We start from the raw sequence: 11808 nt of genomic DNA, 5'->3' as shown, positions 1-11808 counted from the left end.
TTGAGAAAAATGCTATAATAGAATAAAGATTTAGAAAAGGACTTTGGTTTATGAAAAGGTACTTGTCAGGGATTTTTATTCTTTTTTTGAGTTTATTTTTTGCTGGGACAGTGTCAGCTTTAGACTATCAAATCCAGTCATATAAAGGAAATTTGGAGATCCACGCCGATAATACAGCCACCTATACAGAAGAGGTGACCTATCATTTTGATGATGATTACAATGGCCAGATGGTCTCTTTAGGATCGGCAGGAAAGATGCCAGAAGGCTTTGCTATTGATTCAGACCCAAAAGTCTCCGTGAAAACGAATGGAGTCGTAAAATATGACTTTGAGCCACGAGTCACAGATTTGGGAGATGGCTACGAAGTCAAGATTTACAATGCAGGTAAAGAGGGAGACACGGTCAAAGTAACAGTCACATGGAACTTGACCAATCTTCTTTTCCTCCATAAAGATATAGCAGAGCTCAAATGGACACCGATCAGTGATTGGGAAGAGGAACTGCAAAATGTGACGATTAAGGTTTGGGGTCTGGGAACTTGGACCTTAACGGACATGTATGTTCATACAGGTTATTTTGGCCAATCGGCCACTATAGATGAAAATCGTGGTGTTTATCAGATTCAGCTATCTCATTTGCCTAGCAGGAAGAAGGTCGAACTGCATGGATATTGGCATCGACAGGCCTTGCATCAGGCAGCAGAGGATCCAAAAGCAACCGACTATCTACAGACTTTTCAAGCAGTTGAGAAAGAGATTGTAGCTAAGAGCCAGTTTTATCATCGCTTGGGAGAAGTCTATCTGCCTCTTTTGGCCTTGTTCTTGCTCATGTTTTCGGGAATATTTTATCTGATCTTTCGGATGAAGATTCGTCCTAGCCAAGCTTTTCCTAAAGAAGCTCGCCTCTATGAAGCTCCGCAAGATCTGGCCCCTCTCATTGTAGCGGCTAATATCTTTGCTGTGGATATGAGAGAAGTCGATCCGACCAGTGGTGGACGAGCGCATTTAAAATTTGAAAATTTGGTGCAGGCAACCTTGCTGGATTTGATGGATCGGGGCTATATCGAGCTTTTAGGAACTGCAGACAAGCCAATCCTGAAACCAACTTCTAAAAAAGGTTTGTCAGAGTTTGAAGGTCAATTCCTACAGATGGCATTTGGCGACCATAAACAGGCGGCTGTGGCAGACTTGTTTGAATCTTATCAGATTTCAGAAGATCTTTATAAAAATAAAAAATCAGCAGATGAGGCACGAATTCGCCAAATTGGCAATCGGATAAAGAATCGCTTTTCAACTAATTTAAACATCTTGTCTGAACAAGTGCTAAGGGAGATTCAGGAGCTGAACTTGCTGGATCACTATCGTCCTTTGAAACGAGGAGAAAATCTTCTCTTGTGGTTGGCTCTAATGGCAAGTTTCCTTGCTTTTGGCTTGTCTCTCTTGACCTTTTTTGTCTATTTGATCAAGCTAGACGGTTTTATTTGGTCCTATCTTCCACTTGCAGCTGTCGCTTCGGTGTTGACCATTCTGCTGGGCAAAGCCTTGCAGCTATATCAGCGGGATGGTGTCTTGAGCGATGAGGGAGCCCATGATTTCTATCTCTGGAATAGCTTTGCGAATATGTTACGCTATATCGCTCGCCTATACGATACCGAGGTGGAGGGCATTGTCCTGTGGAACCGGCTTTTGGTCTATGCTACCCTATTTGGCTATGCGGATCGTGTTAGTCGGGTCATGAAGCTGCGTCAGATTTCCTTGGAAAACGCATCTATGAATACTTATCTACAATACAATCTTCATCCTATTTTCTACGCAAGTTCCCATAGTTTTTCAAATTATGGACACATTGCCTCAACGGCGAGTCATTTCTCGGTTTCATCAGGAGGCGGAGCAGGAGGTGGCTTCTCTGGTGGCGGTGGAGGCGGCGGGGGCGGAGCCTTTTGATAAAAAGCTTGCTAAAGCCTTTGAGATAGCTTTTCCTCTCCTCCAATATGTGGTATAATAAATGTTAAAGTTGTTTTAGGAGTTATCTATGTTTATTATTGAAATTTTAAAGTCTATTATTTATGGAATTGTTGAAGGAATTACAGAGTGGCTACCCATTTCGAGTACTGGCCACTTGATTCTGATTCAAGATTTTATCAAGTATAAAAATGAAAATCCAGCCTTCATGGAAATGTTCAATGTAGTCATTCAGCTGGGAGCTATCTTAGCGGTTGTGGTGATTTATTTTGATAAGCTCAATCCTTTTAAACCAGGGAAAACGGCTCGTCAAATTCAGCTGACCTGGCAGCTCTGGGCCAAGGTAGTCGTTGCTGCTTTACCAGCCGCAATCATCGGTCTCTTCCTAGACGATTGGTTTGAAGCACATTTTTATAATCTGGTATCCGTCGCAATCATGCTGATTATCTACGGGGTTGCCTTTATCTATCTGGAAAAACGAGAGCAGGTGGAACCGACTGTTACAGAATTGAGTAGACTTCCTTATCAAACAGCTCTTTATATCGGTCTTTTCCAAGTCTTGTCCCTCTTTCCGGGAACCAGCCGTTCAGGTGCAACCATTGTCGGTGGTCTCTTGAATGGTGTCAGCCGATCTGTTGTAACAGAGTTTACTTTCTACTTGGGTATTCCAATCATGTTTGGCGCAAGTGGGCTGAAAATCCTGAAATTTATCATCAAGGGCAATTCTTTAGGCTTCGACCAATTATTCCTTTTGTTGGTAGCTATGGGAGTGGCTTTCGGAGTCAGTCTTTACGTGATTCGCTTCCTGACAGACTATGTCAAGAACCATGACTTTACAATCTTTGGTAAATATCGGATCGGACTCGGAGTTTTGCTGTTGGTTTACGGTCTGATTAAGGTCATTATTGGCTGATCAAGGCTTGGGAAATTTTCCCGGCCTTTTCTTATTTGGCCAGTTATTTTTTTGAAATAAGTTTAGAATTTTAGTATAATAGAAAGACTATGAAAGTATGAGGTTGATGAGATGGAAGTGAAACAGATTAATGATTCAACGATTAAAATCACCATCCAGTTGGAAGATTTGGAAGAACACGGAATGGAAATTGCAGATTTCCTAGTTCCCCAAGAAAAAACAGAAGAATTTTTCTATACCATTTTGGATGAGTTGGAAATGCCGGACAGCTTTTTAGACAGTGGCATGCTAAGCTTTCGAGTGACGCCTAAGCCAGACAAGCTGGATGTCTTTGTGACGAGATCCAAGATTGATAAGAATTTGAATTTTGAAGACTTGGGTAATCTACCAGACATGGATGAACTTAGCCAGATGTCGCCAGATGAGTTCTTAAAGACTTTAGAGAAAAATATCTTTGAAAAGAGTAAGGATGATCTCGAGGCGGTTAAATCTTTGGAGGCAGCCGAGGCTGATCAGGAGGATTCTGCAGATTCTTCAGAAGAAAAGGAAGAAGAGAACCTAGACCGGTATGTCTATTATATTCTGTCTTTTACTGATTTGCGCAGCGTCGTTTCTTTCGCTAAAACGGTTGACTACCCAATAGACCTGTCAGAACTCTATAAATATGACTCTGCCTACTACCTGACTATTTTGGTAGATTTGGAAGAGCAACCTGCTCTTTATCCAGCTTGGTTACTGGCTAAAATGCGTGAATTTGCTGAGGATACAGATATTACTCGTGCTGTCCTACAAGAACACGGACGTCTGCTTTTGGTGACAGAAGCCATCCAACAGTTGCAGAAAGTTGAATGCTTATGATTGCTTTTCCATTGAAGTTCATTTTGGTGCTACTAGCGACATTTTTTGTCGGAGTTTTGTTGACTCCCCTCGTTCGGCTCTTGGCTTTTAAAATGGATGCAGTCGACTATCCTAATGCTCGACGAATCAATAAAAAGCCCATGCCGAGTGCAGGCGGACTGGCGGTTGTGGCAGCTTTTACCTTGGCGACTTTGGTCTTCATGCCGCAGATTGTTGGCGTCACTTTTTTTGAACAGACTTATTTTGACTATATTTGGCCGGTGGTGTTGGGGGGCTTGATTGTTGCCCTGACGGGACTTATCGACGATATTAAAGAATTAAGTCCTCTGATGAAGTTAGGGGGGATTGTGCTGGCTGCCTGCCTGATTTGGTGGCTGACGGATTTCCGCTTGGATGACTTTAAGATTCCTTTTGGTGGTCCCCATCTCTTTTTCCCACCTTGGCTATCTTTTATTTTGACTATTCTCTGGATTGTCTCCATTACGAATGCGGTCAATCTAATGGATGGTTTAGACGGCCTTGTTAGCGGGGTCTCCATTATTTCCTTGCTGACTATGGGCATTGTTTCCTACTTTTTCTTACCGGGTCATAATTTATTCCTGACCCTGACCATCTTGGTTTTAGTGGCCTCTATTGCTGGCTTCTTTCCTTACAATTATCATCCAGCCATTATATATGGCGGGGATACGGGGGCTCTTTTCATCGGCTTTATGATTTCAGTCCTGTCTCTACAAGGCTTGAAGAATGCAACGGCAGTAGCGATTGTCACACCTATGATTATCTTGGGTGTGCCAATTACCGATACTTTTTTAGCAATCGTTCGTCGGACTTTGTCAGGTCAGAAATTTTACCAGCCTGACCGTCACCACCTTCATCATAGGCTCTTGTCCTTAGGATTGACACATCGGGGAACAGTTCTAGTTATCTATGGGATTTCGATGATTTTCTCTATGATTTCCCTCCTGCTAAATGTATCGACTCGCATTGGCGGCCTCCTCCTCGTGATTGGCCTTCTGCTAGGTGTCGAACTTTTAGTAGAACTAATAGGGGTTCTGGGGCCGCAGAGGACGCCTCTGCTCAATATCCTACGCTTTATCGGAAACTCCTCTTATAGAGAAGAAGTCCGAGAGAAAAGATACCAAAAGAAACACAAACAAGAATAGTTCTAAACAAAATAAAAGCCTTTTGGGCTTTTTTTTGGTATACTAAAGTATGTAAATCAGCTAAGTAAAGAAAGGAAAAAGAAATGTCTGTCTTAGAAATCAAAGACCTTCATGTTGAAATTGAAGGGAAAAAAATTCTCAAAGGGGTAAACCTTACTCTGAAAACGGGAGAAGTTGCAGCAATCATGGGGCCAAATGGAACAGGAAAATCTACCTTGTCTGCAGCCATTATGGGAAATCCTAACTATGAAGTAACTCAAGGAGAGGTGCTTTTTGATGGGGTTAATATCTTGGAGCTAGAAGTGGATGAACGGGCTCGTATGGGACTCTTCCTTGCGATGCAGTATCCTAGTGAGATTCCTGGTATTACCAATGCAGAGTTTCTCCGTGCGGCCATGAATGCTGGCAAGGAAGACGATGACAAAATCTCTGTCCGTGACTTCATTACTAAACTAGACGAAAAGATGGAACTGCTCAACATGAAGGAAGAAATGGCTGAGCGCTACCTCAATGAAGGCTTCTCAGGTGGTGAGAAAAAACGTAATGAAATCTTGCAGTTGCTTATGTTAGAGCCAACTTTTGCGCTCTTGGATGAGATTGACTCAGGTCTGGATATCGATGCGCTTAAGGTCGTTTCTAAAGGAGTCAACGCTATGCGCGGTGAAGGTTTTGGGGCTATGATTATTACCCACTACCAACGCCTGCTCAACTATATTACTCCAGATGTAGTTCATGTCATGATGGAGGGGAAAGTTGTTCTTTCTGGCGGTCCAGAATTGGCAGTTCGCTTGGAAAAAGAAGGCTATGCCAAATTGGCTGAAGAGTTGGGCTTCAACTATACTGAAGAAGCCTAGTCAAACATTCTTTTGACTTTGATAAAAGATAGGAGAATGACATGACAAAAGAATTGATTCAAGAATTTTCACAAGTTCACGCAGAACCAGCATGGTTGGTTGATCTTCGTCAAAAGGCTTTTGACAAGATGGACCAGCTGGATTTGCCAGTTATTGAGCGGGTCAAATTTCACCGCTGGAATCTGGGAGACGGACGAATTTCAGAGAGTGAGCCGCTGACAAGTGTTCCAGACTTTACAGCTCTAGATGACAATCTCAAGCTTGTTCAGGTGGGAACTCATACTGTTCTGGAGCAATTGCCAGCTGATTTGGCAGAGCAAGGTGTGGTCTTCACTGATTTCCACTCTGCTTTGGAAGAAATTCCAGAGTTGGTAGAGAAGCATTTTATGTCCGCGGTTAAGTATGACGAGGACAAATTAGCGGCTTACCATACGGCCTATTTCAACAGTGGTGCGGTTCTTTATGTGCCAGACAATGTTGAGATTGCCCAGCCGATTGAAGGAATTTTTTATCAGGACAGCGAAAGCGATGTTCCTTTTAACAAGCATATTTTGATTATCGCGGGCAAGCATTCCAAGGTTAGCTACTTGGAACGCTTGGAAACTTACGGCGAGGGCTCTGTTCCTGTAACAGCCAATATCACTGTCGAAGTTATTGCTCAGGCTGGTGCTCAGATTAAGTTTTCAGCTATTGATCGTTTGGGCGAAAATGTAACGGCTTATATCAGCCGTCGCGGTAAGCTGGACAATGATGCCATGATTGACTGGGCTATCGGTGTTATGAACGAAGGCAATGTCGTGGCTGACTTTGACAGCGATCTCTATGGTAAGGGAAGCCATGCGGATATGAAAGTAGTGGCGCTCTCGAGTGGCAAACAGGTTCAGGGAATTGACACCCGAGTGACTAACTATGGCTGCAACTCTATCGGAAATATCCTACAGCACGGGGTTATCCTGGAAAAAGGTACCTTGACCTTCAATGGTATCGGTCATATTATCAAAGGAGCTAAGGGAGCAGATGCCCAACAGGAAAGTCGGGTTCTCATGCTGTCTGATCAAGCGCGTTCAGATGCTAACCCCATCCTCTTAATTGATGAAAACGATGTGACAGCTGGTCACGCGGCTTCTATCGGTCAGGTGGATCCAGAGGATATGTATTACCTCATGAGTCGGGGTCTTGATAAGGCGACAGCAGAGCGCTTGGTCGTGCGTGGTTTCTTAGGCTCAGTGATTGTAGAAATCCCTGTTAAGGAAGTCCGTGATGAAATGATTGAAAATATCGATATTATTCTCGCAAAAAGATAAAAAGCTGGGCCTTGTCCCGTGAAAGTAGATAGGAGTCTTCATGTCTGGATTTAACGCAGAAGCAATCAAGCAAGATTTTCCCATTTTGGACCAAATTGTCAATGATGAGCCTTTGGTTTATTTGGACAATGCGGCGACAACTCAGAAACCAAAGCAGGTGCTGGCGGCTATCGAAGACTACTATCTTAGAGACAATGCCAACGTCCATCGCGGTGTGCATACACTAGCCGAGCGAGCGACAGCATCCTATGAAGCAGCCAGAGAAAGAGTCCGTTCTTTTATCAATGCAGCTTCTAGCAGAGAAATTCTCTTTACACGAGGAACCACGACGAGTCTCAATTGGGTGGCTCAGTTTGCGGCTGAAATGTTGCAGCCTGGTGATGAAGTGCTGATTTCTATCATGGAGCACCATTCCAATGTCATTCCCTGGCAGGAAGCTTGTAGGAAGACCGGAGCCAAGCTGGTCTATGTCTATCTCAAGGACGGTGCTCTGGATATGGGAGATTTCCGTGCCAAGCTCAGTGAGCGAACCAAGTTTGTCTCTCTGGCTCATGCTTCCAATGTCCTCGGTGTCATCAATCCCATCAAGGAGATTGCCCAGCTGGTTCATCAGCAAGGAGCGCTTTTGGTGGTGGATGGGGCTCAATCCATTCCGCACATGAAGATTGATGTGCAGGATTTGGATGTGGACTTCTTCGCCTTTTCGGGACATAAGATGGCCGGACCTACTGGAATCGGCGTTCTCTATGGCAAGGAAGAGCTGCTGGAGCATATGTCGCCAGTCGAGTTCGGTGGCGAAATGATTGATTTCGTCTATGAGCAGGAGGCGACCTGGAAGGAACTACCTTGGAAGTTTGAGGCCGGCACTCCAAATATGGCAGGAGCAATCGGTCTTGCGGCGGCCATTGATTATTTGGAAGAATTGGGCATGGATGACATTGCCCGGCATGAGCAGGACTTAATTGCCTACGTATTTCCTAAGTTACAGGCAGTGGAAGGCTTGACCATTTATGGCTCTCAGGATTTGGCCCAGCGCTCAGGCGTGATTGCCTTTAATCTGGATGGTCTCCATCCGCATGATGTTGCGACGGCTCTAGACTATGAGGGAGTGGCTGTTCGGGCGGGTCACCATTGTGCTCAGCCTCTGCTTACCTATCTGCAGGTGCCAGCGACTGTGCGGGCCAGCTTTTACATCTACAATACCTATGCGGATTGCGACAAGCTGGTGGATGCTTTAGAAAAGACAAAGGAGTTTTTCAATGGCGCTTTCTAAGTTAGACAGTCTTTACAAGGCGGTTGTGACCGATCACTCGGCTCACCCCCATCATCATGGGAAACTGGAAGATGTGGAGCAAGTAGTTCTCAATAACCCGACCTGTGGCGATGTCATTAGTCTGTCTGTGAAGTTTAATGAGGAAAATCAGATTGAAGATGTTGCATTTGTTAATTCAGGCTGTACTATCTCAACGGCTTCGGCCAGTATGATGACGGATGCGGTTCTGGGCAAGACAAAAAAGCAGGCGCTGGAGTTAGCGGAAGTTTTCTCACAGATGGTTCAGGGCCAAGAAGACAGTCGCCAGAAAGAATTGGGAGATGGCGCCTTTTTAGCAGGCGTTGCCAAATTCCCGCAGCGGATTAAGTGTGCGACCTTGGGTTGGAATGCCCTCAAGCGAGCAATTGAAGAAGATAAAAAGTAAGAATGTGAAAGGAAATTATGTCAGAAGAAAGAGTAGAACCAAAACCGATTGATCTAGGTGAGTATAAGTTTGGTTTCCATGACGATGTTGAGCCTGTTCTCTCGACAGGGAAAGGGTTGAATGAAGCGGTTATTCGTGAGCTTTCTGCAGCCAAGGATGAACCGGAGTGGATGTTGGACTTCCGCCTTAAGTCCTACGAGGTTTTCAAGAAAATGCCGATGCAGACTTGGGGTCCAGATTTGTCGGAAATTAATTTTGATGACTTGATTTATTACCAAAAGGCCTCTGATAAGCCAGCTAGAAGCTGGGATGAAGTGCCTGAGAAGATCAAGGAAACCTTTGAGCGGATTGGGATCCCAGAAGCGGAGCGAGCTTACCTTGCTGGTGCAGCTGCCCAGTATGAGTCCGAAGTGGTCTACCACAATATGAAGGAAGAGTTCCAAAAGCTTGGGATCGTCTTTACGGATACCGACTCAGCTCTTAAGGAATATCCAGAGCTTTTCAAGCAGTATTTTGCTAAGTTGGTTCCGCCGACAGACAACAAGTTGGCTGCCCTTAACTCTGCAGTTTGGTCTGGTGGTACCTTTATCTATGTTCCAAAAGGTGTTAAGGTAGACATTCCACTTCAAACCTACTTCCGTATCAACAATGAAAATTCCGGTCAGTTTGAACGGACCCTGATTATCGTTGATGAGGGAGCAAGTGTTCACTACGTAGAAGGATGTACAGCTCCTACTTATTCAAGTAACAGCTTGCATGCTGCTATTGTCGAAATCTTTGCCCTGGACGGCGCCTATATGCGTTATACGACTATTCAAAACTGGTCTGATAATGTCTATAACTTGGTAACCAAACGTGCACGGGCTATGAAAGATGCGACAGTTGAGTGGATTGATGGAAATTTGGGTGCCAAAACAACCATGAAATATCCATCAGTCTATCTGGACGGAGAAGGAGCGCGTGGTACCATGCTTTCTATCGCTTTTGCCAATGCTGGTCAGCATCAGGATACAGGGGCTAAGATGATCCACAATGCGCCACACACTAGCTCGTCTATTGTTTCCAAGTCCATTGCTAAGGGCGGAGGTAAGGTGGACTACCGTGGCCAAGTGACCTTTGCTCGTAATTCTAAGAAATCTGTCAGCCATATCGAGTGTGACACCATTATTATGGATGATTTATCTGCTTCAGACACTATTCCATTTAATGAAATCCACAACTCACAGGTAGCTTTGGAACACGAAGCCAAGGTTTCTAAGATTTCCGAAGAGCAGCTCTACTACCTCATGAGCCGTGGCTTGTCAGAATCCGAAGCGACTGAAATGATTGTTATGGGCTTTGTCGAGCCTTTCACCAAAGAACTGCCTATGGAATATGCTGTTGAACTGAACCGTCTTATCAGCTATGAAATGGAAGGGTCTGTTGGATAAAAAGAGGCGTTGGCCTCTTTTTAATTGTGAATAAATCTTTGCTTAAGCAAAGTGTTTAAAAGATTCAGAGGACCTGTTAAACAGTAGCAAAATACTCGATTGCGAGTTAACCCTCAAAGAACTTTTTTTGATTACGTTAAACGTTTACAAACCATACAAATAACCGCGAATCAATTGATTCGCGGTATTTCTTTTATAACTTCTCATTGACAAAGCGGATAAAATCGTTCCACCAGACTTTGAAAATGATAGCTTTTTCAACCTTTTTTTCTGTAACCATAGAAATAGAAGTTTTCTTATTTTCAATGTAGCCCTGGCCGATCGGTTCAGAATCTGTATAAGTGAGGGTGCCCACTACACTACCCTTTTTCAAAGGGGCCTGCAGCTCCTGCGGGCTTGGAGTAAAGGTAATTTTATGTTCAGTCTGATTGGCTATCCTTTCTAAGATTACCAAGTCCTCACTGGCAACTGCAGCGACCTTATCCTCTTGGCTGTCTCTAATGGCTACTTGTGAGTCATTATATCGTTCGCCTTTCTTGACCAAGACCGTCGGAGAGAAATTTTGTATAACGTAGGTCATTAGGCTAGATGTAACGCCAAAACGGGTATTAGGGTCGTTATCTTCCTGTGCGACCCCTAAAACGACTGTGATCAATCGCATCCCTTTTTCACTTGTCACGCCGACAAATGAAACACCATTCTGCTCAGACCCGCCTGTTTTCAAACCCTTCACTCCTGTCCGAAAACTAGGAGAGCCTTCCAACATTAAATTGGGATTTTCTAGTTGGATTCCTGCAAAATTCACATGAGATTTGGAAGTGATGCCAAGAACCTCTGGGTAGTCATCAATCAGATGTGAAGCAATTACAGCTATATCATAAGCACTGAACTTATTGACAGTCTCTTGTTTTTTCTTGCTTTTAGAATTCTCTGCGGACTCCTCTTCGATATTGGTAGTTTCTAGCGAACCATCTAGTAAACGAATATCTGTACCAGTAGCATTTACAATGATTGCATCAGAAATATTCCATTCCTTGAGTTTGGCTTTCATCATTTTGACAAAATTTTCTTCACTTCCAGCAACTTTTTCTGCCAGAGCGATGGTAGCACTGTTGGCGCTTGCTAAAAGAGAAGCATTCAGTAAGTCCTTTACCTTGTAGCGTCGCGCTTCCAGAGGCAGGTTCGCGATAGAGGGATTTACTGTCAGCTGGTAAGCATAATCAGAGATATCAACCTCAGTTTCTAGGCTCAATTTACCATCAGCAATGGCTTCGTAAACCAGATAAACAGTCAAAATGTTAGTAATAGCACCGACTTCTAGTGGGCTTGTAGCCTCCTTTTCATAGAGGATTTTTCCTGAGTTTGCATCGACAGCAATGGCGCTTTTAGCGGCAATTTCATAGTCATCTGCTAGAACAGGCTTGGCAATCAGACCAAAGAATAGCAGTAGGAATACAAAAAATTTTTTCATTTCTTTCCCCTAGATTAGTAATAAATCTATTGTAACATAAAAAAGCCGATATTTGATAATCCTATTCAAGAATCCTTGTAAAATATTGAACAGGTTATTATTTATAATATTTTTTGTATTTTTATGAAAATATATGAAAATGCATAGAAATCTT

The 11808-nt window shown here is 43.7% G+C and carries 10 protein-coding genes; 9 read left to right on the top strand and 1 reads right to left on the bottom strand.

The window, feature by feature from the left end:
- Positions 1-50: 50 nt before the first annotated feature.
- The 9 genes from RWS39_RS04025 to sufB all read left to right on the top strand — a co-directional run bounded on the left by RWS39_RS04025 (position 51) and on the right by sufB (position 10183).
- Positions 51-1946: a DUF2207 family protein gene (locus tag RWS39_RS04025; RefSeq protein WP_462982790.1), complete on the top strand. Its 1896-nt coding sequence runs from the start codon at positions 51-53 to the stop codon at positions 1944-1946.
- Positions 1947-2034: 88 nt separating this feature from the next.
- A complete protein-coding gene (locus RWS39_RS04020) occupies positions 2035-2877 on the top strand; it encodes an undecaprenyl-diphosphate phosphatase (RefSeq protein WP_125446082.1) in 843 nt (280 codons plus the stop codon).
- 111 nt (positions 2878-2988) lie between these two features.
- A complete protein-coding gene (gene mecA, locus RWS39_RS04015; protein ID WP_314480724.1) occupies positions 2989-3735 on the top strand; it encodes an adaptor protein MecA in 747 nt (248 codons plus the stop codon).
- On the top strand, positions 3726-4898 hold the full coding sequence (locus tag RWS39_RS04010) for a glycosyltransferase family 4 protein (protein WP_062005033.1): 1173 nt from the start codon (positions 3726-3728) through the stop codon (positions 4896-4898). The genes mecA and RWS39_RS04010 overlap by 10 nt, the downstream gene beginning before the upstream one ends.
- Positions 4899-4981: 83 nt before the next feature.
- On the top strand, positions 4982-5752 hold the full coding sequence (gene sufC, locus RWS39_RS04005) for a Fe-S cluster assembly ATPase SufC (protein ID WP_314480722.1): 771 nt from the start codon (positions 4982-4984) through the stop codon (positions 5750-5752).
- A gap of 41 nt (positions 5753-5793) precedes the next feature.
- Positions 5794-7056 carry a Fe-S cluster assembly protein SufD gene (sufD, locus tag RWS39_RS04000; protein ID WP_314480719.1) on the top strand — a complete coding sequence of 421 codons (1263 nt, stop codon included), beginning with the start codon at positions 5794-5796 and terminating at the stop codon, positions 7054-7056.
- A 40-nt stretch (positions 7057-7096) separates the two neighbouring features.
- The gene (locus RWS39_RS03995; RefSeq protein ID WP_314480716.1) at positions 7097-8329 is read left to right on the top strand and encodes a cysteine desulfurase; all 1233 of its coding nucleotides are present in this window, start codon (positions 7097-7099) and stop codon (positions 8327-8329) included.
- Positions 8316-8753 (top strand): Fe-S cluster assembly sulfur transfer protein SufU, encoded by a 438-nt coding sequence (gene sufU, locus RWS39_RS03990; RefSeq protein ID WP_125372487.1) that lies wholly within the window; start codon positions 8316-8318, stop codon positions 8751-8753. Before RWS39_RS03995 ends, sufU begins: the two co-directional genes overlap by 14 nt.
- A gap of 17 nt (positions 8754-8770) precedes the next feature.
- Entirely contained in the window at positions 8771-10183 is a 1413-nt protein-coding gene (gene sufB, locus RWS39_RS03985) for a Fe-S cluster assembly protein SufB (RefSeq protein ID WP_314480712.1), read from the top strand.
- 193 nt (positions 10184-10376) lie between these two features.
- Here sufB and pbp3 read toward each other — a convergent pair whose 3' ends face one another.
- A complete protein-coding gene (gene pbp3 / locus RWS39_RS03980) occupies positions 10377-11654 on the bottom strand; it encodes a D-alanyl-D-alanine carboxypeptidase PBP3 (protein ID WP_314480710.1) in 1278 nt (425 codons plus the stop codon).
- Between the last annotated feature and the right edge of the window lie 154 nt (positions 11655-11808).

It is taken from the genome of Streptococcus cristatus (assembly GCF_963529205.1).
Classification (GTDB): domain Bacteria; phylum Bacillota; class Bacilli; order Lactobacillales; family Streptococcaceae; genus Streptococcus; species Streptococcus cristatus_O.
Note: the sequence above shows the minus strand (reverse complement) of the source record. Positions and strands in the feature narration are given on the sequence as shown.

Coding starts and splice junctions, on each gene's coding strand:
- RWS39_RS04025 (WP_462982790.1), top strand. CDS start 51: ATGAAAAGGTACTTGTCAGGGATTTTTATTCTTTTTTTGAGTTTATTT.
- RWS39_RS04020 (WP_125446082.1), top strand. CDS start 2,035: ATGTTTATTATTGAAATTTTAAAGTCTATTATTTATGGAATTGTTGAA.
- mecA (WP_314480724.1), top strand. CDS start 2,989: ATGGAAGTGAAACAGATTAATGATTCAACGATTAAAATCACCATCCAG.
- RWS39_RS04010 (WP_062005033.1), top strand. CDS start 3,726: ATGCTTATGATTGCTTTTCCATTGAAGTTCATTTTGGTGCTACTAGCG.
- sufC (WP_314480722.1), top strand. CDS start 4,982: ATGTCTGTCTTAGAAATCAAAGACCTTCATGTTGAAATTGAAGGGAAA.
- sufD (WP_314480719.1), top strand. CDS start 5,794: ATGACAAAAGAATTGATTCAAGAATTTTCACAAGTTCACGCAGAACCA.
- RWS39_RS03995 (WP_314480716.1), top strand. CDS start 7,097: ATGTCTGGATTTAACGCAGAAGCAATCAAGCAAGATTTTCCCATTTTG.
- sufU (WP_125372487.1), top strand. CDS start 8,316: ATGGCGCTTTCTAAGTTAGACAGTCTTTACAAGGCGGTTGTGACCGAT.
- sufB (WP_314480712.1), top strand. CDS start 8,771: ATGTCAGAAGAAAGAGTAGAACCAAAACCGATTGATCTAGGTGAGTAT.
- pbp3 (WP_314480710.1), bottom strand. CDS start 11,654: ATGAAAAAATTTTTTGTATTCCTACTGCTATTCTTTGGTCTGATTGCC.